Source organism: Bacillus sp. FSL W8-0770 (assembly GCF_038008705.1).
Taxonomy (GTDB): Bacteria; Bacillota; Bacilli; order Bacillales; family Bacillaceae_G; genus Bacillus_A; species Bacillus_A cereus.
Genome location: NZ_JBBOZR010000001.1, coordinates 2,137,942 through 2,160,563, shown reverse-complemented (window position 1 = coordinate 2,160,563; position 22,622 = coordinate 2,137,942). Strand labels below are relative to the sequence as shown.

Below are 22,622 nucleotides of genomic sequence, written 5' to 3'. Positions count from 1 at the left end.
AATTACACTTACAGTAATGTTGTAATATTCCCCCTCAGTCTCTGAAATCCTGCAAAGATAACTCGTCAAAATATGCAGTGACCAAATTAATATTTACCGTCAACTTTTGACAAAATTTATAAAGGACATTTCAGTACATATCAAGAATTAAGAATAAGAAGATATGTAAGGGAGGATGCATTATGACTGAACAAGTTTTATTTTCTGTTAGTGAAAACGGCGTTGCGACAATTACTTTAAACCGTCCAAAAGCACTTAATTCTTTATCTTATGACATGTTACAACCTATCGGACAAAAACTTAAAGAGTGGGAACACGATGAGCGTATTGCACTTATCGTGTTAAAAGGAGCTGGCACAAAAGGTTTTTGTGCAGGCGGCGACATTAAAACTCTTTATGAAGCGCGTTCCAATGAAGTGGCATTGCAACATGCAGAACGTTTTTTTGAAGAAGAGTATGAAATTGATACATATATTTATCAATATACAAAACCGATTATTGCTTGTTTAGATGGAATTGTAATGGGCGGTGGTGTCGGTCTTACAAATGGTGCGAAGTATCGCATTGTAACTGAGCGTACGAAATGGGCAATGCCAGAGATGAATATTGGCTTCTTCCCAGACGTCGGAGCTGCATATTTCTTAAATAAAGCGCCTGGATATACAGGACGATTCGTTGCTTTAACAGCATCTATTTTAAAAGCTTCTGACGTATTATTTATTAATGCTGCTGATTACTTTATGACATCTGATTCATTACCAGAGTTTCTTACTGAACTTGAAAGTGTAAATTGGCATAAAGAAGATGATGTACATACTAATTTAAAAGAAGTTATTCGTACATTTGCAACTGCTCCAAACTTAGAAAGCGAGCTCGCTCCTTCATTAGAAGTAATCAATTCACATTTTGCTTTCGATACAATTGAAGAAATCATCCATTCATTGGAGAAAGATGAAAGTTCCTTTGCTCTAAAAACGAAAGAAACACTGTTATCAAAATCCCCTATTTCACTAAAAGTAACATTAAAACAGTTTATTGATGGAAAAGATAAATCCGTTGAAGAATGTTTCGCTACGGACCTTATACTTGCTAAAAATTTCATGAGACATGAAGATTTCTTCGAAGGAGTACGCTCCGTTGTCGTTGATAAAGATCAAAATCCGAATTATAAATATAAACAGTTAAGTGACGTTTCAGAAGAAGATGTGAATCGTTTCTTTAACTTACTTAATGCATAAAATGAAATTGTCATGAGGGGGTGTTTCGTTCATCCCCTACCTAACTTCTTTGCTTCAGCTAAATCTTGTGCGGTGAAAATCTTACTACCCGCAAATAGCGGGATAAAATCGAAGCTATATAGTAGTGTAATTACAGCTACTATATAGCCTTTTTTATTTAATTATTTTTAACAAAATTTAATTTTATTAAATCCATTTTTGTGCTACACTGATTTTAATCAAATATTCTAAAAATAAAAAGGAGGGGCGGCTATGATAGAAAATTATCTTCTTTTCATCATTATGTCTATTTGCCTTATCATTTTACCTGGTCCAGATACAGCAATGGCTACGAAAAATACATTGGTTGCTGGTAAAGTCGGTGGAGTGAAAACAGTGTTTGGTACATGTATTGCACTATTAATTCATACTTTAGCTGCTGTAATTAGTCTTTCTGCACTTATTGTAAAGTCAGCTCTTTTATTTTCTATTTTCAAGTACGTTGGGGCTCTATATTTAATTTATATTGGTATTAAAGCCCTTTTAGCAGTAAGAAATAAAGAAGGCATTGATACGAACGATATATCTTTAAATAATGAAGATGAACACACCTCTTGCTTTCGACAAGGGTTTCTTACGAATTTATTAAACCCTAAAGTTGCAGTATTCTTTTTAACGTTTTTACCGCAATTTTTAAATCCAAATCATAATACGTTTATCCAACTACTCGTAATGGGCCTTACTTACCTCGTTTTAACAGCCATTTGGTTCGCTTTTTATATATTTTTAATTGATAAAATTAGTGCTTTTATGAAAAAACCGAAGACGCAGCGTTATATTCAAGGGTTAACGGGAGTCGTCTTAATTGGTTTTGGTATTAAACTTGCTTTTGAAAAAAGTAATTAACAAGATGAAAACCACCACTATTAATAGTGGTGGTTTTCATTTAATAACTAATTTGGCTGTTTATTTTATATTAAAACCAGCGCTCAGTTACAACTTTTTTACGTGTATAGAATTGAACGCCATCTGTGCCATTTGTACCTAAATCACCAAAGAATGACGCTTTATTTCCTGCAAATGCGAAGAATGCCATTGGTGCTGGAACATTTACGTTTACACCGATCATACCAGCATCGATATTATCACGGAACGTTTGTGCATGTTTACCGTTTGACGTATAAATAACTGCACCATTTGCAAATTTAGATTGATTTGTTAGTTTAATACCTTCTTCTAAATCTTTAACTCGTACAATGCTTAATACTGGAGCAAAAATCTCATCTTGCCAAATTTTCATTTCTTGATTCACGCCATCAAAGATTGTCGCACCTACAAAGTAACCTTCTCCAACTTCTTCATTAATTTTACGGCCATCTACTAATAAAGTTGCCCCATCTGCTACACCGCTATTAATGTAGCCTAAAACGCGCTCTTTATGAGATTCACGGATTAATGGTCCAACATAGTTCTCTTCGTTAAAGCCATCGCCTACTTTTAATTTTTTCGTTTCTGCTACTAATACATCAATGAATTCATCAGCAATTTCATCCACTACTGCTACTACTGAGCATGCCATGCAGCGCTCTCCACTACTTGCAAATGCAGATCCAATTACACCTTGTACTGTTTTCTCAAGATTGCAATCTGGCATTACAATCGCATGGTTTTTCGCACCTGCTAACGCTTGTACACGTTTTCCGTGTTTCGTACCTGTTTCATATACGTAACGAGCTACCGGCTCAGAGCCAACGAACGAAACAGCCTGAATATCTTTATTTTCTAAAATGCTATTTACAACATCTTTTCCGCCTTGTACTAAATTTAATACGCCTTTTGGGAAACCTGCTTCATAGAATAATTCTACAAGTCGCTCCGCTAAAAGTGGCGTTCTTTCAGATGTTTTTAATACGAATGTATTACCGCAAGCAATTGCAAGTGGGAACATCCATAACGGAATCATCATCGGGAAGTTAAACGGCGTAATACCAGCAACAACTCCGATTGGGTAGCGCCAAATCGATCCATCAATTCCGCTAGCGATATTCGGAAGTGCTTGACCCATCATTAAATTTGGCGTAGATGTTGCAAGTTCTACCGCTTCAATACCACGCTGTACTTCACCTGTTGCATCCGTTAGCGTCTTACCATTTTCTAGCGTAATGATTTTTGCAAGCTCATCTTTGTTTTCTTGTAATAGCTGTAAATATTTATATAAATTTCTTGAACGATTTGGAACTGGTACTTTAGACCATGTTTCGAATGCTGCTTTTGCCGCTTCAACAGCTTTTTCAACATCTTCTTTTGGAGATAGTGGAACGTAAGCGATAATTTTTCCAGTCGCTGGATTTGGAACTGCTTCTACTTCCGTACCTGTCGATTCAACCCACTCACCGTTAATGTGATTTTTTACTCGTTTAATTTCAGTTGTAATCATTGTATTCTCTCCTTTGTATAATTTATTTTTGATTAGAAATTAATTGCTCGCTAACTTTCTTATATAAAGCAGCCATATCGTTTTCACCATATCCAGCTTGACTCGCTTCGTCATATACGTTTAATAACATTTCGCTTACCGGTAAATGGAGTTCGCTTTCCTTAGCTAAGTCAACTGCAAATCCTAAATCTTTCTTCAATAAGTTCATAGTAAATCCTGGCTCGTATTTTTCAGGTGCTATAAAACTTTTATAATTACGTTCATAAATTCTACTTTGACCGTAACTTACATTTAAAATATCAAACATTTTATCTAAATCCATATTGTTCTTTTTCGCTAATGTTAAAGCTTCACTCACACCAGCTGTATAAAAACCAATTAATAAGTTATTAATTAACTTAACAGTTGTACCACTATCAATCTGCTCACTAACGTGGAAAATGTTTGCGCCTAGTACGCCCATGATAGATTCCGTTTTCTCATATACTTCTTTTGATCCACCAACCATAAACGTTAATGTTCGGTTTTCGGCTCCGATTACACCACCGCTCACAGGTGCTGCTAAAAAGTCTACTTTCTTTTCCTTTGCAGCTTCCTCTAATTGTTTGTTTAACTGCGGCGATACCGTACTTGTATCAATGAAAACTATATTCGAGTGACCATTTTCAAATAATCCTTCTGCTCCAAAATATACCGCTTCAACAGCGCGAGGTGAAGGTAAACTTGTAAAAACTACATCACATGTTTCTGCTAGTTTTGAGATTGATAGACCGATAATTCCGCCTTCTTTTTCAAAGGACGCTTCCGCCTCTTTATTTAAGTCCACGCCATATACTGTGTAACCTGATTTAACTAGATTTTTTGACATTGGAAGACCCATGTTACCTAAACCGATAAAACCAATCTTTTTCATATCGCTTTCCTCCTATTTACACAATATATTTCCCACGATTTATAATAGCTTTCGCAATTTCTCTCTTCTTCGTAAATACGTTCGTGTATAAAGGTACTAATAATTGACGGATTTCAGCTAAAATCACATGTCTATCTTGTTCTTCTGTGACAGCTGCTGAAAGTACAGAAATCGCCGCTTCTTCTACTTTACGGTATCCTTCTTCACAAATAACATCCGTTATGAGTTGCTTCGTACGTTCTTTTTCCTCTCCATTTTTACGTACTGCTTTTCTCGTACGTAAAAACGCTGATTTCATGATGTACACGTCCGTCAACATATTTGATATTACACGTGAATATTCTTGTTCTTGGTCAATTTTTAGACCTGGAGTTTTAGAGAGCGTTTTCAAAGATTGTTTCAACAATTTTTTCGCTAATAAAATGTAACGATGGTTTCTTTCTACATTTGCTACATCACTGTCTACTTCAGTGTCTTCTAATTGTTCGATTTGCTTCATTAACATTTTAGCAACTGTTAATCTATTAATTTCGTTCGTTCCTTCAAAAATACGACTAATTCTTGCATCACGATATAATCGTTCTACCTCATACTCTTGCATATAACCGTAACCACCATGAATTTGTACAGCTTCATCTACGATATAAGCAAGTGTTTCAGAAGCATTTACTTTATTCAGTGCACATTCAATTGCAAATTGGGACATTTTCTTCATAAGATCTTCATCGCTCTCATGAATTGCTTCATCGATTACACCTGCTGTACGATAAGCTGCACTTTCGGCTCCATATGTAGCAATAATCATATTTGCAATTTTCTCTTGAATCATCGTAAAGTCTGCTAATTCCGTTTGGAACTGTTTTCGCTCTTTTCCATATTGAACCGACAAACCAATTGCTTGTTTTGCTGTTCCAATATTTCCAAAAGCAAGTTTAAGTCTAGCAAAGTTAAGAATATTAAGGGCTACGTGATGCCCTTTCCCAACTTCCCCTAAAACATTTTCAGCAGGGATGACAACATCTTCTAAAATAAGAGTCGCTGTTGAAGAACCTTTAATCCCCATTTTCTTTTCTTCTAATCCAATAGATACACCTTCACATGTTCTTTCGACAATAAACGCTGTCATTCCTTTATTTGTCTTCGCAAAAACAACGTATACATCTGCCATATGAGCATTTGTAATCCATTGCTTCTCACCATTTAACTTCCAAGCTGTTCCCTCTTCATTCAATACGGCGCTTGTTTTTGCACTTAATGCATCCGAACCAGCATTTGGCTCCGTTAAAGCATAAGCCCCAATCCATTCTCCCGATGCGATTTTCGGTAAATATTTTTCTTTTTGCTCTTTCGTTCCATAATATATGTAAGGCAATGTACCGACACCAGCGTGTATATTAAAAGAAACGCTAAACGCACCAGCGTAACCCATTTTCTCTGCTACAAGGCCTGAGACAGCCTTTCCTAACTCGAACCCGCCATAATCTTCTGGTACCTCAATGCCTAATAATCCAAGTTCCCCAGCTTTCTCAAATAATTGACGAGAAACTTTATAGTTATGTTGTTCAATATTCTCCATTTGTGGAACAATTTCTTGTTTAACGAATTGTTCTGTCGTTTTTGCGATTAAATCTTCATCACCTGAAAAATCTTCTGGTGTAAAGTAAGTATGATTTATATCTTTATTAAGTGAAAAAAATTCATCCCATGGTAACTTCGTTTTCTCCATATGTATCCCCCTATCATTCGGCTTTCATAGCTTTTTGCTTATGCTCGTCTACGATGAGTGGAATATCTTTTTTGAAAATAGAAGGCGATGATTTTTCACATCAAGCATTTTATTTTGCCAAAGATGTATTTTCATCGCCTTCGCTGCTTTATCTATTGATCTTCTGATAATACTGTTTTTGCAATACCAGTATCTAACTCTTCAAAGTCATGATATGAAATTGTTTCGTATAATTCACTTCTCGTTTGCATATTAGAAAGTGCATCTTTTTGAGAACCTGTTTCTTTAATTAAAGCAAACACATTTTCATACGCTTTCGCTGCAACGCGAAGTGAAGTTACAGGATAAATAACCATTTGGAAGCCCATATTCGCAAATTCCTCTGCACTATAATATGGAGTTTTTCCGAATTCAGTCATATTCGCAAGCAAAGGTGCATTTACCTTACTATTAAATAGACGGAATTCTTCCTCTGATTGAAGCGCTTCAGGGAAAATTGCGTCTGCACCTGCTTTTACATATGCATTTGCTCTTTCAATTGCTTCATCTAATCCTTCAACGCCGCGAGCATCAGTACGTGCTACAATGTATAAGCTCGGTGCAACTTCTTTAATCGCTTTAATTTTTTGAACCAATTCTTCTGTAGTAACAAGTTTCTTACCATTTAAATGTCCACATTTTTTTGGTAATTGCTGATCTTCAATTTGGACAGCTGCTACTTTCGCTTCCACCATTTCTACAGCTGTTCTCGCCACATTTAGTACACCACCAAATCCTGTATCAATGTCAACAAGAACAGGTAAGTCTGTAGCTCTTACTAAATCTCTTGCTCTCTCAGCCACTTCAGTAGACGTCACGATACCTAAATCTGGTAAGCCTTTACTTGCAGTATAAGCAGCTCCTGATAAATAAAGAGCTGAAAAACCTGTATTTTTTGCAACAAGAGCTGCCATTGCATCATGAGCACCTGGAATTTGCAAAATTTCATTTGCTTCTACTAAAGCTCGGAATCGATTCGCAAGCTCCTCTTGTGTTGACTGCTTTTTCACAACCCAAGCCATTCTAAATTCCCCCTATTATTAAATTAAGAATAGATCTACAAATTCGTTTACATTCATATTTTCTAGTTTTTCTTCATTTAAACAAACTTCATGAATTTGTTCTTGTTGCTTACTAGAATAATGACCTGCCATATTTGCAGTGAATTTTTGAACAACTTTTGGAATTGCTTCGTCTCTACGGAAGCGGTGACCAAGTGGATATTCACATTCCACATTTTCTGTTACTGTGCCATCTTTAAAGTGAACTTGAACAGCGTTGGCGATTGAGCGCTTGTTCGGGTCAAGGTAATCTAAACTGTACTGTTTGTTTTCAACAACAACCATCTTATTACGTAATTCATCTACACGTGGATCGTTTGCTACTGCATCTTCATAATCGTCTGCAACGATATCTCCTTTTAATAAACCAATTGCCGTAATGTATTGTAAGCAATGATCACGATCAGCTGGGTTATTTAATGGACCTTCTTTATCAATAATACGAATTGCTGATTCATGAGTTGTAATTGTAATACGGTCAATTTCATCTAATCTCTCTTTAATTTCCGGATGCAACTTCACTGCACATTCTGCAGCCGTTTGTGCATGGAATTCTGCTGGATATGACACTTTAAATAATACATTTTCCATTACATATGACTCTAGTGGTCTTGCTAATTTTAATTCTTGTTTATTGAATAATACATCTTGGAATCCCCATCCTGGCGCAGATAATGCTGTTGGATAACCCATTTCACCTTTTAGAGCAGTCATTGCAAGATGAACACCGCGGCTCGTTGCGTCACCTGCAGCCCATGATTTACGTGAGCCCGTATTTGGAGCATGACGATATGTACGAAGACTAGAATTATCAATCCACGCATGTGATAATGCATTAAAGATTTCTTCACGTGTTCCACCAAGCATTTTCGCAACTACTGCAGTTGTTGCTACTTTTACATATAATACATGGTCAAGACCAACTCTGTTTAAGCTGTTTTCTAAAGCAAGCACGCCTTGAATTTCATGTGCTTTAATCATCATTTCTAATACTTCACGTACTTTTAAAGCTTCTTTTCCTTCTGAAATACGAACACGGCTAATATAATCTGCAACTGCTAAAATTCCGCCTAGATTATCAGATGGATGTCCCCACTCTGCTGCAAGCCAAGTATCGTTATAGTCTAACCAACGGATCATACATCCGATATTAAATGCACCTTTTACTGGATCTAGTACATAAGACGTACCTGGTACACGTGTACCATTTGGCACGATTGTTCCTGGCACAACTGGTCCTAGTAATTTCGTACATTCTGGATATTGCAGTGCTAAAATTCCACATCCAAGTGTATCAAGTAATACGTAACGAGCTGTACTGAATGCTTCTGCACTAGTAACCTCTTTATTTAATACATAATCGGTAATCTCTTCTAATAATGCATCTTTTTGCTTAATTTCATTTGTTTTAATCATGCTATCCTTCCCTTTCTGTCGAAAATTCGTTATTATTAATGATGGGTGTCGGTCAAACACCCATCTGGCGGGCGGCGCTAACAACTCCCCAGTTGTTCTTATTTACTAAGTACATGTCGCTCGCCAATATAATTTACACGTGGACGGAACAAACGATTATTTGCATGTTGCTCAATAACGTGCGCACATAACCCCACTGTTCTAGAGCTAAAGAAGATTGGTGTGTAAAGTTGAATTGGAATACCTAGCATCCAATATACTGGAGCTGCATAATAATCAAGATTTGGATAAATTCCTTTTTCCTTCTCCATAATCTTTTCTCCAGCTTCACACATTTCATATAGTGTATAATCACCTTTTACATCACATAACTGTTTTAAAGCTTCCTTCATCATAAGTGCTCTTGGATCCATCTTCTTCATATAAACACGGTGTCCAAAGCCCATAATTTTTTCTTTGTTATATAGTTTCTTCTGTAATAACTCTTCAAATTTCTCAACATTACCAGCTTCTAAAAGCATGTACATAACCGCTTCATTTGCACCGCCATGTAAACTTCCTTTTAAAGATGCAACTGCACCTGTTAAAGCACCGTATAAATCTGATTGTGTTGATGCAATAACGCGAGCTGTAAATGTAGAGTTTGGCATTTCATGCTCACTATATAAAACAAGGGAACGATCAAAGATCTTTTCCTCAAGTTCAGTTGGTTTTTTACCAGTTAACATATAGAAGAAATTCGCACTATAAGATAATTCTTTAAGAGGTTCAATTGGCTCCTCATTATTTAAAATATGATAGCTATTTGCTACAATGTTTGGCACTTTACTTAACAGCTTGTACCCTCGGCTTTTATTCACTTCTAACGAGCGGTTTTCGATATCATTATCGTAACCAGCTAACGCTGACACACCTGTACGTAATCCATCCATGGGATGCGTCTCTTTAGGCAATGCCTTTAGTACGTTGAATACACCTTCTGGTACTGCATATTCTTCTTTTAATTTCTTTTCAAGTGTTGCTTTTTCATCTTCATTCGGTAGATGTTCCTCCAATAAAAGGTGCACAATGTCTAAATACTCTTTTGTTTTTGAGAGTTCGATTAAGTCATACCCTTGAATTACAATTTCACCTTTTACTGTGTCAAGAAACGAGATTTTCGTCTCCGCTGCCACTATACCATCTAATCCCGGGGAAAATTTCTCTTCAGCTTTCATCATTATTTCCTCCAATCCTAATAGATCTTCGTGCACATAACTGTAAGCCTTTACAATATTGTGAAACTACATTTCTATTTCAATGTATCAGAGTTTTTAGAAGATTTCAATTTATTTTATAATGATAAGTTTCCTACACTTTTCTTACTGTAACAATACAATTTTTTGAAAATAATTCTTATATTTTATAAAGAAAGGATAGACTTCTTTGCGTATTTTCAAAAACAAAATATAAAGATTTTTCATATAACACCGCCAAATATACAATTATTCTAATTTTATTTGAGAAATAGAAAAAACGAGCTGTACATAAATACAGCTCGTTACTATATGATATTTATTTCACTATCTCTTAAATATAATTTTTATATAAAACTTATTCATTTTTAATAAAGTTATTATTTTACATAATTAAATTGAATTTCTTCCATTTCCTCATGATAACTTACAAATAAATCATAGTTTTGAAAATACCAAAGATCATCAGAATCTACAAAAAATATAATACCTTCCTTCTCAACTGACACTATTTCGCCATCGGGTTTCTCAGCAACAACCCCTAAAGAATATCCGGGCTGAATTGAACTATCCCCTCCGTACCTTACAGTAAAACGTACAGATGCACCGTGCTTTATACGTAATTCTTCCTGGAACCATTGCAGAGCTTTACGATCAATTGAAATTCTCATCTTTATTCCTCCAGTTTACGCAAACTCTTTTTTTCCTAATCGTTGTTTTACAAAGAAGACGAAAATAATTAAGGATCTTCTACCATATTGATCTAACATTCCTCCAATAATCGGTCGTATTACAACAGCAGCTATTGTAAACATCCCCATCATAAGTCCAACTTGCGATTCATTGCCACCTATCTCTTTAATAAAGAGCGGGAGCGTTGGAACAAGTAAATAAAATCCTGTAAATAAAAATAACATTGCGAAAGTCATTTGAATAAATGATTTCGTCCATAATCGTTCCATAAAAATACCTTCATACACTCGTAAAATATTACGATTAACACCCTCATTGTATATTTTTTTTATCTCTTTTCCCTCCGCAAATAGACGTATTTTTTCATATTAAATAGTCCACCATCAGCTTACATTAGTCTTAAGACTTTGTACGCATGTTTTAAACGAAAGTCCTATATATGTACCTTTATACGTGTGAAAAGAATATACTAATTTATTAACTCAACTTAGGAGTGAATATTTCATGTGGGTATTATTAAGAGTAACTGCCGTAGTTCCTTCGACTCCTGGGATACATGTTCCTGCAGTTCATACAGCTAGCTCCGATGTAGGAATTGAACTTCCCGCAACTTGGCAGCAATATCAAATTCCCGGTCAAGTTACCCCATCATTTTGGCATCATGGTACACACCCCAGTAGTACTCCCATTCATAGCCATAGTTATCCTCCACTACCTCAGGCTCAAGTCTTTTATCATTTCCCTTCAATTTTTTTCCAAAATTTTCATGGTACGTTTAACATTTAATAGCTATCACTGTATTACCCCTACATTTTAATAAGGCGAACCTTTAATCCAGTTTCAACATAACAAAGTCGAATTCCTTAAATAAGAAATTCGACTTTTTAATTGTTTTCCAAACTAAAGTAACCGTTAAAGAAAGACATTTATTAAAGATTTGAATATAATTTTTACTTATTTAATACTTTATATGATTCATCATAGTTAGTCCCTTTGCGGGATAACCAACACATACCATCATTTGCAAGTAGACTTTTCTCTCTTTACGTTAATTCACTCTTTTTCTTCTATCTAGCCCTTAACATTACATTTTCTGTAGCAAAATGAAAAAAGCACTTAAGATTGTAATTTTCACAAATCTTAAGTGCTTTTTAATATTTTTTATAAATTTTTCTTATTGCCCATTATTAGCAGGGGCCTCTCCTGCATTACCGCCAGTCTCTGGTTGTGTGGTCGCTGGTGGAGTTGTATTTCCTTGACCTCCTCCATTATTTGCTGGAGGTGTCGTATTTCCTTGACCTCCTCCGTTATTTGCTGGAGGTGTCGTATTTCCTTGACCTCCTCCATTATTTGCTGGAGGTGTCGTATTTCCTTGACCTCCTCCATTATTTGCTGGAGGTGTCGTATTTCCTTGGCCTCCTCCATTATTTACTGGAGGTGTCGTTCCTTGGCCATTTCCATTATTTTGTTCTTCTTGTTTCTTTTGCTCTTCTTGTTTCTTTTGTTCTTCTTGCTTCTTAAGTTCCTCTTGTTTCTTTTGTTCTTCTTGTTTTTTCAGTTCTTCTTGTTTCTTTAATTCTTCTTGCTTTTTCTCTTCTTCAGTTTTTTGCTGTTGATCTTGTTTTGGTTGCTCTGTTGTATCCGGTACGCTAGTATTTGGCGATGAATCACGTTTTTCACCTTTTATACGTAGCTCACTACCTTCTTGAATAACACTACTTGGCATTTTAAAGCGTGATTTATCTGTAGCCATTTCGCTCATCATTTCTTTAAAGATCAACTGTGCAATTTTCGTATTTTTACTACTAATATACTCGTCTTTACCATCTTTCATATACCCAGTCCATACTGCCATCGTATATTGCGGTGTATATCCAGCGAACCAACTATCACGAGTTGCACTTTCTGGAATTTTATATTGAGCTAATTGCTTTGATGAATAGTTTGTCGTACCCGTTTTACCAGCTACATCTAAAGAGCCTACATTTGCCGATGTACCAGTACCTGATGTAACTACAGAACGAAGCATATCAGTAATCATGTATGCGGTAGAATCTGTCATAACTTGTTTTGGTTTTTGTCCAAAACTTTGTGACTTACCGTCTGGATAAACGACTTTCTTAACAAAATGCGGTTTCGTATATTTACCTTCATTACCAAATGCCGCATAAGCACCCGCTATTTCAGTTGGCGATACTTCATTTGTACCAATCGCTGTCGATTCTGTCGGTGCTGTATTAAATGTAATACCTAGTTTCTCAGAGAATTCTTTCGATTTACTAATCCCTACTTCTTTTGCAGTTTTAATTGCAGGAATATTACGCGACATTTTTAATGCTTCACGCATTGTAATTGGACCCATATGACTTCTATCTGCATTTCGAACTTCTTGACCCGTTGAATACTTAAATGGAGAGTCATCGATTTGATGATACGTAGCCCATTTTAAATATTCAATTGCAGGAGCATAGTCGAAAATTGGCTTCATCGTTGAACCAGCTGCACGATCTAATTCAATTGCCATATTATGCCCTTTAAATACAGCTTTATTTTCTCCACGGCCACTACCTATAGCACGAACTTCTCCTGTTTTCGTATCCATAAATGTGAATGCACCTTGGAATTTATCGTTTGGATAATCAATGATATTATTATTTAAAATATTATCAGCAAGTTTCTGTGCTTTCGGATCTAACGTTGTATAAATTTCTAAACCGTCAGAACCAATATTAGCATCTGGCAATTCTTTTTCTACTTCTTTCACAACTGCATCCATAAATGCAGGGTATGGCATTGTTTGTAGTTGAGCTGCAGGCTTGAGTCCCTTTTCTACGTCAACTTTTATTGCTTCTTCCATTTCCTGTTTTGTTATATATCCATGTCGATTCATTAAGTTTAGAACAACATTTCTTCTTTCTGTTGCTTTTTGAACATTTTCTTTTTTCGTTGGATCATAGTTATTCGGTGCTTTCGGTAAACCTGCAAGCATCGCAACTTCTGGTAATGTTAAGTCCTTCAATTCTTTACCATAGTAGTTTTGTGCTGCTGTTGCGATACCATATGAACGATTACCTAAGTTAATTTTATTTAAGTACATCTCTAATATTTCATGTTTTGAATACTGTTGTTCTAGCTTATAAGCTAAATATATTTCTTGCGCCTTACGCTTTGGTGTTTTGTCCATTGATAAGAAGTAGTTTTTAATAACTTGCTGCGTTATCGTACTTCCACCTTGAGAGCCATAATCTCCTTTAAGACTCACTAAAACAGCACGGGCAGTACCTTTAAAGTCTACTCCGCTATGCTCATAAAAACGTGAATCTTCTGTCGCTAAAAATGCATTTTCTACTAATTTAGGTATTTGATCATACGTAACATTCGTCCTTTTTTCTTTTCCATATTCATATACCAAATCCCCGTTTTTATCATAAATTTTTGAGGATAACGGATTAACAAGTTTTGCTTTTTCCAGTTTTGGTGCGTCCTTAATCATTACGAAAAAGGTAGCAACCCCCGCCACTAAACCTACAATACCAAGTAATAAACAAGTAATTAAAAACTTGCGGAAAAATGATGTTTTACCTTTTGGTTTTTGTGTTTTAGAAGCTGGTTGTTTTTTCTTTTTAACTTGTCGTCGCTCCTCGCGAGAACGATAATTTTCTGACATGTTACTTTCTCCTGCCTTTCAATTCTCCCGTTGATTTAATTTAAAATATTGAGGTCACTTTCGTAAATACGTTTAGGCAAGAAAGTGTACTGACCTGGAGCATTCAATATTTTCCCAATTCACAGATTACAAATTTTAGAATGGCTCTTATACATACTATTTTCACTTCTAATTTTCTAATAATGCTGCCCCTTTTAGCATAATAATGAAAGAAATGAATTTTTATTACCTCGTATAAATAATATACCTTTTTTTCAAATGGTCAATATTTTCTTATTAATAAATCAAAGGTGAAATAAAAATAGCATATCGATATGAACTTCGTGTGAACTTACTTATAATTACGTATAACCAATATTAAATATATTGAATATAGGTATAATACCTCTTTAATTATAAAGATTTCAGCACCACAATACCGTTACCTACAAAGAATTATTAAAAATGAAAAATAAGGAGTTGCATAATAATGAAGCTATCTCCGGTTACCTCAAAAAATATAGTTGCTGTTGGTTATAATCCTTTTTCTATGATTTTGCGAATCCAATTAAAGCATGGTATGTATGATTTCTTTAATGTACCAGAAAGCATTTATACCGGCCTATTACATGCACAATCTAAAAGTTATTATCATAATACTTACATTAAAAATTCTTTCCGCCACACAAAAATTTAAACTTAACACCCACTAAAAAAGAAAGGAGGTTAATCCTCCTTTCTTTTAAAAACATTTGGCAGATGAATTATCTTCGATTTCTCTTATTAATTTCATCATATGCTTGAATTTGTTTTTTCAAACGCCGATCAGCTTTTTTATCATGCACTACAAGAATTGCGTGTATAACTCCTGGAACCCAAAATATTAATGTTAATATGAAATTTATGATTGCCTGAATTGGTTTTCCACAAAATAATACAGCAACAGGTGGAAGAAAAATTGCTAATAAATACATCATCCCTTGAAAACTCCTTATTTTGTATTTTATATATCACTTTTCAAAATATACGCAAAAAAACCTACTACCATTTTAATCTTAACCTGCCTCTAAAATCAATGTATCTCCTTCTATTTATATAAGTATTTCAGACTTTTCATTGTTTTCTAGCCTATTTTCTTCCTCTATTGCAGTTATTCCAATTGCGGAAATTAACGTTCCTATCGCTTGTATCCAAATACCAATGAGTGCAATGATTCTCTCATCCTTCTTATCAAAAAGACTATCTTTATTTTCTTTCTCATCTTTCAATACATTTAAAACACCTTGATACGCTTGTAATCCAGCTCCTAAACTTTGCATGGAGTTACCCAGTATAATAATTTTCTGTAATACATTTATATCCACCAAAGCTGCTTCTACTCCTAAAAAAGCACCAATCGATTGTAAACTGTTCCCTGTAATGATAAGATAATCATTTTCTTTCAATTGTTCATTTATATTAAAATATATTCCTATTACATTTGATATATTTCCTAATGCTAATAACTCAATTCCTATTTGATCAAGTAATTTACTTTGATTCTCTCTTTTTTCTTCCCCATCATCATAATTGCTCGCAATGATTTGTAATATATACCCGAGGGCTTGTAATGAGCTTCCTACAATAACAAGTTCCGATTCAACTTTCTCTTCTCCAATAAATCCTCTTGTCGTTCCAATAGCAGCTGTAAGATTCCCCCCTACTTGAAACCATGCCCCTGTCACTTTTAAACTGCTTGGATTCATTTTTATCACCTATTCAAATATTTTCTAAAGCTTTCAAAACAAACAAATCTCACCCTTAATCTTTTATTTTATTTTTCAGATGTAATTTTGTGAATGATCTAATGTGCTACTAATATAAAAAGCACCTTAAAGGTGCTTTTTATACGCATGCTGGGCATGTCAATGAATCTCCATTTTTATCTATTGTTATATTCAATATATATTCAATTGCGTTATGTGACCAAGTTTCAGGTGTAGGCGATTCATTTATATATTGTGGCGCACATGACTTCAGCATTGGAGTACTAATACTCCCCCCAGGATCTAAAGCAACTACAGCCATGCCATGGGGTAATTCCAGGGCCATAGATTTAGTGATACCTTCAATTGCAAATTTCGAGGCACAATATGGCGCAAGCTCAGCTTCACCTTCTCTCCCCCAACTAGAACTCATATTAATGATAATTCCTTCTTTCCTAGCTACCATTGCGGGAACAAACGCTCTTATTACATTTACTACACCATTCACGTTTACATTCATTACATTTTCGAATTCTTGAGCCGTAATTTTCCAAAGTTGTGCATTTTGATTTACAATCGATGCATTATTTATTATCAGATCGGGAGCCGTATGTCTATTAAATATATAATTTGCCCAGTTATTAACTTGCTGAGAATCTGAAACATCAGTTACTTGGAAATCATGTATTTTACTGTACTGTTTTTTTAGTTCTTCAATTTTATCTTTTGAACGTCCACAACCATATATGTTCCACCCTAATTCATGAAATCGATCAACCATCGCACGTCCTAACCCTTGTGTCACACCTGTAATAATTACAGATTTACTAATTTCTTTTCGCTTCATTTCTCTCATCCTCCTTCCCTATATCTTACTCTCTTCATTTTTATTCAGCGATTTACTATAGTATCAACTCAACTCATACTTTAGTAATAGTTTTGATATTGCATACATAAGCAAAAAAAGTAACCATCATGGTTACTTTTTGCTATATATCTAAAAATTCATTGTTTATTTCATTATTGTTTTTACATTTCAACTTCTCTTTTCCACATTTCTCACACTGGTAAATATAAACTACACCTAATATACCTTTTTTTAAAATCCTCATTATCCTGCATCTTAATAAAAATATATTTATGTTTACAATGCGATTCACCCAAATAATTTTTAAACCACTTTTTCAACACAACACATTCCACCTTTATGATAGAACCTTTATTTAGCTGCTTTATTACATACTTTTATTTAAATGTTCAATCTCATCTTGCAATTTTTTAAATTGCTCAAAATGCATGGTAATAGATTGGCTACTGCCATAATCAACATTTTGTTTCACTAATATAACACCCGTGTCATGAAAAAGCGCTTCAAGTTCTTTCCTAATAGACACTTTCGCAATATGAGCTGTTTTAATTGCAGATAAAATTGCAATTTCATTAAACTTTAATTTTATTTCATTTGGACAAAATGCGTCTTCAACTAATATAACTTCATTACTATAAATTAATGCAACAAGATTACTTGATTTGGCATCTGTTAAATCAACTTTTTTCATAATATCTTTCATTACATTTTGCCTCCTTTATTTTCATATATATCAATTATACAAATTTTTAAAAAAAATTACTCAACTTTATTATATTAATTTTAACACACTTTTATTGAAATCCACGCTCCAAACGTTTTACTATTCCACAATTTTTATTGTATGAACCATCTGGACTATAACTCCATATAGTAATGTTAACAACTTATTATAAAGCAGGTGAAAATTATGCCATCAGTTGTAGGAAATTTAGTTGTACAAAATAGCAATGGATCATTTAACTTAGGTGATTTCTACAACGTATCTCCGAAAGAAAATACGAAAGCTTATAATGGTTCCGGCGCATCAAACGTTGGTTTTGTTGTTAATACTTTTAACGGTGTTAGCGCGACCAATACATTTGATTCTGACCTTGCAGATCAAAACCAAGTGGGTACAGCCTAATCTTATGTTCAACTTTCTGTATAGAAAATTTTAATTTGTCTATACTATAATCAGGCTGTTTGACAGCTCTTGTTGATTTTGGAGTACCCTATCTTTTTCTCCCTTTCCCTGGGGCTCAGCAGCTAGCACGAAGCTAGCTGCTTTTTCTTGTATTATTTGTCTCATAAATCAGAAATAAAAGAAGCTGCCATTTAATATTCAGCTTCTTTTACGTTATTTCAATAATATCCATAGCGTTAAATACGTAAGTTTTATAAAAGGCGTCTGTACAAATTACAATTTGTTTTACCGGATTGATATGTACAACAGTCATGTAGCTTGTTAGTATGTAACCATCTTCAAAATATGTTAACAATATTTCTTTCTCAGACAATAATGACGTTAATAATTTATCAGAAATTCTCTCTTTTGCTTCATTTGTTAAAAGCGGTTTTTGTACTTTTAATTTCTCTCCAATAAACTTTCTCATATTTAAAAGTTGTTCGGACATTACTGTAAACGGAACCCACTCTCTTTCTTCTTTTTGTATCTTTACATCGTTCATTTTTTATCTCCTTGATCATTTATACATTTATTTAGCCATACTATCCCTTAGTTATTTTTAATACTTACTAAACTCGGATTTACTTCTAAACTATAATTAGGTTACTTCTTAAAAGAACATTCGTTCCTATTATACACGAACTTACGTTCTTTCGAGAAGAGCCATACTTATTATTTCTTAACAAAAAACATAATTTTATTTATCTCCATACTTTTTTCCTTTATCAAATAAACTTCTCATTTCTTATATAACATGCATATAACAACTAAAAGGCGACTTCACCCAAAGTGAAATCGCCTTTTTCTAAAAAATATTTCAAAGCTTATTTTTCTATCCTAACTAATGTTCTTTCTGGAATACATAATTCATCTATATTAAAATGATTTATTTTTAAGTTCAATTCCCCTACTCGTTCCTTATCTTCATCACCAACCCAACAACTAAATAATTCGAAATAGTCTCTATCTTCCAAATAACCTTCCATAAAGTTAAAAGTTTTTCTTTCGCTTCTTTTTTTCCTTTACATTTTGCCACTCGACAAGTTCAATTCCCCAACTAGTTGAAACCTCATATGTGTAATTTGTTTGGAATTGATAATCTTGTACAATTTCAAGCATACTTTCATCTGAAAAACACGGTCCAAAAACAATTAGATTATTAGAATCCGGATCCGTTAACGGAATTTCTACATTACAGCCTATGTAACTTGCTAAACTCATTTTATACTCCTCCAGTATTCGTATAAAAAATACTTCATAGTATATTTATTTATTTAAATATAAAATCCCTGCCTAAACGAAAAAGTTTTAAATTTTTATCGTTTATTAACCATCTATAACTGAAAACATATACTATGATGAACGAACTCACAAAGCATAAGAAAAGAGAGCATTTACAACACTCTCTTTTCTTACATACTCTATGGAACTTTACAAAACTGAATCAATGATTTTTATTATTATATTTTATTACATATACTTAGGTTGTACTATTATATGTAACTCTCTCTCTGTATCCGCTTTTTTCGGATGACGAAAATAATTAAGTTCGTACTTTAACACTTTATACTCAACCATCCCGATTTTAATCCCTTTCGTTTCTTTTAATATAGCTAATAAATCACTTACATTTTCATCATATGACTCAAAAATTTTCGCGCCGCCCTCTCCTTGAAAGATTACTTTCATATATTCTCCACCACCTTAATTTATTGATGTGGTAAATGACGCGTTTAAAACGATTCATTCTTTATCCTAAAATTTTCATATGAAAAAGAACATCCTTTCCAATCGAATGCTCAGCTTTTTACTAATTATCCATGTTAAATATTTATTCAAAGACATTATATGTATTATTTTTTAAATTATGTTCGATATCCATTATTAAAGAGTAAATATATGTAATAAACTTGCATAATGAAAACCGTAGAATATCCACTTTCGTTGAAATAATTATAATCCATAATTTTCCATTGTAATTCTTAATATTTAAATGTAATATTGTATTGTCTTACTATCTATTTATAACTCACACACTAATTAGAAAAGGGAACTCTATATGAGTTCCCTTTTCTAATTATGATTACAGTCATTATTTCTTTTCTAGAAATTTAAATGTATCTTTAAATTCTTTATTATTCACTTTAATATCAGCATCTTTCAATAAATCATTGACTACTTGTTGTTTCCATTTACCTGTCGTATCTTGTAGTCTTTGTTGTTCTATATCTTTACGAATTTTATCCTTTACTTCATCAAATGGCTTCAATTCTTTTTTATCCGTCACTTTAATAATATGGTAACCGTAAGTTGTTTTAACCGGCTCACTTACTTGGCCTGCATCTAATTTATACGCAGCTTCCTCAAATTCTTTCACTGTTTGTCCAGGGGCAAAACCAGATATTTCCCCGCCCTGTTCCTTTGAACCAGTATCTTCTGAATACTGTTTTGCTAAGGCAGCAAAATCTTCACCATTATTTACTTTCTCCTTTATTTCTTTAGCCGTTTTTTCATCTTTCACTAAAATGTGACTTACTTTCATTTCTGGTTTATAGTTATCTTTCACATCTTTATCTGTAACTGTTGCTTTAATTGCTTTCTCAAATGCAATTTCTGGCTTCATTTTTTCTTTTAATTCATCTTCATTTTTCAACCCAAGTTGTTCTAAAGTCGATTTAAAGTTTTCACCCATTTTATCTTTTGCTTCTTCTACTTTCTTTTTTGCTTCCTCATCTGAAACTTTATATTTATCTAGCAATGCCTTACTTAACATCATTTGATATAAAGTACTTTCTCCATATTGTTGTCGTAATTCTTTACTTAATTCTTTCTCTGTAACATTTCCTACTTTTGATGTTACTACGTTGTCTGAGGAACCACATGCAGATAATGCTAGCATCATGCATGAAATAATTGTTCCAATAAATATTTTCTTCTTTTTCAATTCAAATACCTCACTTTTATCATTATGCAAATTAACTATACACAGTCATTGTGAAAACAGTGTGTTTTCTACATGTAATTCATTTCATATGAGTTGACTATGTATCATGTATTTTCATTTTTAAATATAAAGAGCCTTCTTACTATGCATAGTAAGAAGGCTCTTTATATAATTCTCAAAAAAATATAGCTTCTATAGTTGCTTAATAATTACATGTTTTTCAGGTATCCAACTATTCTGTCCGATATCTACCGCATTTCCCACTCTACCCCACACTCGAAAAGATGTCGATCCATCTATGTTTCCTTTATAATTCATACATTCAGGCTCTTCATAATAATTTACTCCGTAACCGACAGGATATTTTGAAGTTGCATAAAACCATTTCACATTAAAATGTTTTAAATATACCCACTGCTTATCGTTCCCTAAACAAATCATATCTTGCTCACCGCCTCCCCAATAACCTGCTAAGATTAAATATGGAATTTTTTGAGTGAGTGTACCTGTAAATTGAGGATTCATGGGGTTTTCATATAAATTTATTCCATATCCATCAGGATATTTCGAAACTGCAATACCAATGCCATTCGGTTGCTGTGTATACACTATGTTAGATTGATTTGCTTTGTTCGAATTTATAAACCAAGAAAGTGACTTATTTCCTACTAATCGATTCAGATCACATTTCCCAATCCCAGGAACATTCCCTGAATCCGTATATTGCCACATATCGCATGGATATGCTGGCTTATTCCCTCCATAACGAGGGATCCATACGAAATCAGCTTCAATATTACGTGCTCCAAATGATAGATACGTGTGATGCCCTACATATAATCCTACTTTTTCCGCACCTAAACGGCGTAATTCATCAATAAATGCCTGTGTCCCGCCTTGCATATCTACCATCGTTTGAACTTCTACGTCCGCTACCCAAAACTTAGCAGATTGATCACCACGATTCCAAAAATCTTGTGCCTCTTTCTTTGCATCAGCAATAGATATAAAACGACAAAAAGCATAATTACCGAATGGGATACTATGCTTTTTCATTTCACTAACATAATTTTGATACATAAAATCCACCGTATTAGAGCCATCTTGAACTCTAGCAATCACTAAATCTAGCTGAGATGCTGCAATATCCCAATTGATAGTTCCATTCCATTTTGAAATATCTACAATATACCCCATACATTCCAGCTCCTTTTGAATGTCCTATTCATAGCTAGTTTTATTGTAAGCCTCCTCTCTCTAAAACTAGCTATCTATAATATAAGTAAAAAGAATCTTTACTGTTTTTCAAAATATATTCTCTTTCAGAAATATTTCTATTAGCTTTAACATGTATGTCACAAAAAATATTCTCATATTCGAAATATACCTTACTATTTGTTATGTAGTCTCATCCTATCAATTTAGGTATTGAACATTTTTATAGATATTAGAAAAAATCCTCTTATATTATTAACTTAAAACTTCCAGTATCAATTCCCTTTCAGTTAATAAAA

The 22,622-nt window shown here is 33.8% G+C and carries 22 protein-coding genes and 2 pseudogenes; 5 read left to right on the top strand and 19 right to left on the bottom strand.

The features are described from left to right. Positions 1-182 precede the first annotated feature (182 nt). Positions 183-1,238, top strand: a complete 1,056-nt coding sequence (locus NST27_RS11210) for an enoyl-CoA hydratase/isomerase family protein (RefSeq protein WP_000139776.1) — start codon at positions 183-185, stop codon at positions 1,236-1,238. Positions 1,239-1,490: 252 nt separating this feature from the next. Beyond that, complete coding sequence (locus tag NST27_RS11205; protein ID WP_061661956.1) at positions 1,491-2,123, top strand: LysE family translocator; 633 nt, start codon at positions 1,491-1,493, stop codon at positions 2,121-2,123. Between the two features lie 70 nt (positions 2,124-2,193). Here NST27_RS11205 and NST27_RS11200 read toward each other — a convergent pair whose 3' ends face one another. The 8 genes and pseudogenes from NST27_RS11200 to NST27_RS11165 form a co-directional block, all read right to left on the bottom strand. Continuing rightward, positions 2,194-3,654, bottom strand: coding sequence for a CoA-acylating methylmalonate-semialdehyde dehydrogenase (locus NST27_RS11200; protein ID WP_000633347.1), 1,461 nt, complete (start codon positions 3,652-3,654; stop codon positions 2,194-2,196). Between the two features lie 22 nt (positions 3,655-3,676). Next, positions 3,677-4,567 carry an NAD(P)-dependent oxidoreductase gene (locus NST27_RS11195; protein WP_000719407.1) on the bottom strand — a complete coding sequence of 297 codons (891 nt, stop codon included), beginning with the start codon at positions 4,565-4,567 and terminating at the stop codon, positions 3,677-3,679. A 16-nt stretch (positions 4,568-4,583) separates the two neighbouring features. Beyond that, positions 4,584-6,293 carry an acyl-CoA dehydrogenase family protein gene (locus tag NST27_RS11190; RefSeq protein WP_000415988.1) on the bottom strand — a complete coding sequence of 570 codons (1,710 nt, stop codon included), beginning with the start codon at positions 6,291-6,293 and terminating at the stop codon, positions 4,584-4,586. 152 nt (positions 6,294-6,445) lie between these two features. Beyond that, positions 6,446-7,354, bottom strand: a complete 909-nt coding sequence (gene prpB, locus NST27_RS11185; RefSeq protein WP_000312639.1) for a methylisocitrate lyase — start codon at positions 7,352-7,354, stop codon at positions 6,446-6,448. Positions 7,355-7,372: 18 nt separating this feature from the next. Further along, positions 7,373-8,809, bottom strand: a complete 1,437-nt coding sequence (gene prpD, locus NST27_RS11180; protein WP_000598123.1) for a 2-methylcitrate dehydratase — start codon at positions 8,807-8,809, stop codon at positions 7,373-7,375. Between the two features lie 98 nt (positions 8,810-8,907). Next, positions 8,908-10,029, bottom strand: a complete 1,122-nt coding sequence (mmgD, locus tag NST27_RS11175; RefSeq protein ID WP_001987369.1) for a citrate synthase — start codon at positions 10,027-10,029, stop codon at positions 8,908-8,910. A gap of 395 nt (positions 10,030-10,424) precedes the next feature. Next, entirely contained in the window at positions 10,425-10,715 is a 291-nt protein-coding gene (locus NST27_RS11170; RefSeq protein ID WP_001222841.1) for a HesB/YadR/YfhF family protein, read from the bottom strand. A 51-nt stretch (positions 10,716-10,766) separates the two neighbouring features. Continuing rightward, a pseudogene (locus tag NST27_RS11165) lies at positions 10,767-11,006 on the bottom strand (MFS transporter); the annotation flags it as partial. Between the two features lie 235 nt (positions 11,007-11,241). Between NST27_RS11165 and NST27_RS11160 the strand changes: the two are divergent. Then, positions 11,242-11,523 carry a hypothetical protein gene (locus NST27_RS11160; protein WP_000270091.1) on the top strand — a complete coding sequence of 94 codons (282 nt, stop codon included), beginning with the start codon at positions 11,242-11,244 and terminating at the stop codon, positions 11,521-11,523. A 388-nt stretch (positions 11,524-11,911) separates the two neighbouring features. On the opposite strand, the gene NST27_RS11155 is transcribed toward NST27_RS11160, so the two are convergent. Beyond that, a complete protein-coding gene (locus NST27_RS11155; RefSeq protein WP_001293945.1) occupies positions 11,912-14,404 on the bottom strand; it encodes a PBP1A family penicillin-binding protein in 2,493 nt (830 codons plus the stop codon). Positions 14,405-14,873: 469 nt separating this feature from the next. Here NST27_RS11155 and NST27_RS11150 point away from each other — a divergent pair, with 469 nt between their 5' ends. Then, positions 14,874-15,080: a KTSC domain-containing protein gene (locus NST27_RS11150; protein ID WP_000777843.1), complete on the top strand. Its 207-nt coding sequence runs from the start codon at positions 14,874-14,876 to the stop codon at positions 15,078-15,080. A gap of 67 nt (positions 15,081-15,147) precedes the next feature. On the opposite strand, the gene NST27_RS11145 is transcribed toward NST27_RS11150, so the two are convergent. The 5 genes and pseudogenes from NST27_RS11145 to NST27_RS11125 form a co-directional block, all read right to left on the bottom strand. Then, the gene (locus NST27_RS11145) at positions 15,148-15,360 is read right to left on the bottom strand and encodes a YqaE/Pmp3 family membrane protein (RefSeq protein WP_000990219.1); all 213 of its coding nucleotides are present in this window, start codon (positions 15,358-15,360) and stop codon (positions 15,148-15,150) included. A 114-nt stretch (positions 15,361-15,474) separates the two neighbouring features. Further along, positions 15,475-16,128, bottom strand: a complete 654-nt coding sequence (locus NST27_RS11140) for a DUF6944 family repetitive protein (protein WP_001070043.1) — start codon at positions 16,126-16,128, stop codon at positions 15,475-15,477. A gap of 139 nt (positions 16,129-16,267) precedes the next feature. Next, the gene (locus tag NST27_RS11135; protein WP_047386092.1) at positions 16,268-16,975 is read right to left on the bottom strand and encodes an SDR family oxidoreductase; all 708 of its coding nucleotides are present in this window, start codon (positions 16,973-16,975) and stop codon (positions 16,268-16,270) included. A 142-nt stretch (positions 16,976-17,117) separates the two neighbouring features. Further along, positions 17,118-17,319, bottom strand: a pseudogene (locus NST27_RS11130) (hypothetical protein). Between the two features lie 44 nt (positions 17,320-17,363). Then, positions 17,364-17,699 (bottom strand): hypothetical protein, encoded by a 336-nt coding sequence (locus NST27_RS11125; protein ID WP_000651907.1) that lies wholly within the window; start codon positions 17,697-17,699, stop codon positions 17,364-17,366. 207 nt (positions 17,700-17,906) lie between these two features. Between NST27_RS11125 and gerPF the strand changes: the two genes are divergently transcribed. Next, on the top strand, positions 17,907-18,122 hold the full coding sequence (gene gerPF / locus NST27_RS11120) for a spore germination protein GerPF (protein WP_001141565.1): 216 nt from the start codon (positions 17,907-17,909) through the stop codon (positions 18,120-18,122). A 208-nt stretch (positions 18,123-18,330) separates the two neighbouring features. Here the strand turns inward: gerPF and NST27_RS11115 are convergent, their stop codons facing one another. From NST27_RS11115 to NST27_RS11095, 5 genes are all read right to left on the bottom strand, one after another. Beyond that, positions 18,331-18,666 carry a YolD-like family protein gene (locus NST27_RS11115; protein WP_047386090.1) on the bottom strand — a complete coding sequence of 112 codons (336 nt, stop codon included), beginning with the start codon at positions 18,664-18,666 and terminating at the stop codon, positions 18,331-18,333. A 488-nt stretch (positions 18,667-19,154) separates the two neighbouring features. After that, complete coding sequence (locus NST27_RS11110) at positions 19,155-19,385, bottom strand: hypothetical protein (protein ID WP_000050517.1); 231 nt, start codon at positions 19,383-19,385, stop codon at positions 19,155-19,157. Positions 19,386-19,634: 249 nt separating this feature from the next. Further along, the gene (locus NST27_RS11105; protein WP_000864279.1) at positions 19,635-19,853 is read right to left on the bottom strand and encodes a hypothetical protein; all 219 of its coding nucleotides are present in this window, start codon (positions 19,851-19,853) and stop codon (positions 19,635-19,637) included. A 403-nt stretch (positions 19,854-20,256) separates the two neighbouring features. After that, entirely contained in the window at positions 20,257-21,108 is an 852-nt protein-coding gene (locus NST27_RS11100; RefSeq protein ID WP_000727342.1) for a peptidylprolyl isomerase PrsA, read from the bottom strand. A 192-nt stretch (positions 21,109-21,300) separates the two neighbouring features. Continuing rightward, positions 21,301-22,305, bottom strand: coding sequence for a glycoside hydrolase family 25 protein (locus tag NST27_RS11095; RefSeq protein WP_000540659.1), 1,005 nt, complete (start codon positions 22,303-22,305; stop codon positions 21,301-21,303). Between the last annotated feature and the right edge of the window lie 317 nt (positions 22,306-22,622).

Coding starts and splice junctions, on each gene's coding strand:
- NST27_RS11205 (WP_061661956.1), top strand. CDS start 1,491: ATGATAGAAAATTATCTTCTTTTCATCATTATGTCTATTTGCCTTATC.
- NST27_RS11140 (WP_001070043.1), bottom strand. CDS start 16,128: ATGAATCCAAGCAGTTTAAAAGTGACAGGGGCATGGTTTCAAGTAGGG.
- NST27_RS11160 (WP_000270091.1), top strand. CDS start 11,242: ATGTGGGTATTATTAAGAGTAACTGCCGTAGTTCCTTCGACTCCTGGG.
- NST27_RS11155 (WP_001293945.1), bottom strand. CDS start 14,404: ATGTCAGAAAATTATCGTTCTCGCGAGGAGCGACGACAAGTTAAAAAG.
- prpD (WP_000598123.1), bottom strand. CDS start 8,809: ATGATTAAAACAAATGAAATTAAGCAAAAAGATGCATTATTAGAAGAG.
- NST27_RS11170 (WP_001222841.1), bottom strand. CDS start 10,715: ATGAGAATTTCAATTGATCGTAAAGCTCTGCAATGGTTCCAGGAAGAA.
- mmgD (WP_001987369.1), bottom strand. CDS start 10,029: ATGATGAAAGCTGAAGAGAAATTTTCCCCGGGATTAGATGGTATAGTG.
- NST27_RS11150 (WP_000777843.1), top strand. CDS start 14,874: ATGAAGCTATCTCCGGTTACCTCAAAAAATATAGTTGCTGTTGGTTAT.
- NST27_RS11210 (WP_000139776.1), top strand. CDS start 183: ATGACTGAACAAGTTTTATTTTCTGTTAGTGAAAACGGCGTTGCGACA.
- NST27_RS11145 (WP_000990219.1), bottom strand. CDS start 15,360: ATGATGTATTTATTAGCAATTTTTCTTCCACCTGTTGCTGTATTATTT.
- gerPF (WP_001141565.1), top strand. CDS start 17,907: ATGCCATCAGTTGTAGGAAATTTAGTTGTACAAAATAGCAATGGATCA.
- NST27_RS11125 (WP_000651907.1), bottom strand. CDS start 17,699: ATGAAAGATATTATGAAAAAAGTTGATTTAACAGATGCCAAATCAAGT.
- NST27_RS11095 (WP_000540659.1), bottom strand. CDS start 22,305: ATGGGGTATATTGTAGATATTTCAAAATGGAATGGAACTATCAATTGG.
- NST27_RS11200 (WP_000633347.1), bottom strand. CDS start 3,654: ATGATTACAACTGAAATTAAACGAGTAAAAAATCACATTAACGGTGAG.
- NST27_RS11115 (WP_047386090.1), bottom strand. CDS start 18,666: ATGAACGATGTAAAGATACAAAAAGAAGAAAGAGAGTGGGTTCCGTTT.
- NST27_RS11190 (WP_000415988.1), bottom strand. CDS start 6,293: ATGGAGAAAACGAAGTTACCATGGGATGAATTTTTTTCACTTAATAAA.
- NST27_RS11110 (WP_000050517.1), bottom strand. CDS start 19,385: ATGAGTTTAGCAAGTTACATAGGCTGTAATGTAGAAATTCCGTTAACG.
- prpB (WP_000312639.1), bottom strand. CDS start 7,354: ATGGCTTGGGTTGTGAAAAAGCAGTCAACACAAGAGGAGCTTGCGAAT.
- NST27_RS11105 (WP_000864279.1), bottom strand. CDS start 19,853: ATGAAAGTAATCTTTCAAGGAGAGGGCGGCGCGAAAATTTTTGAGTCA.
- NST27_RS11195 (WP_000719407.1), bottom strand. CDS start 4,567: ATGAAAAAGATTGGTTTTATCGGTTTAGGTAACATGGGTCTTCCAATG.
- NST27_RS11135 (WP_047386092.1), bottom strand. CDS start 16,975: ATGAAGCGAAAAGAAATTAGTAAATCTGTAATTATTACAGGTGTGACA.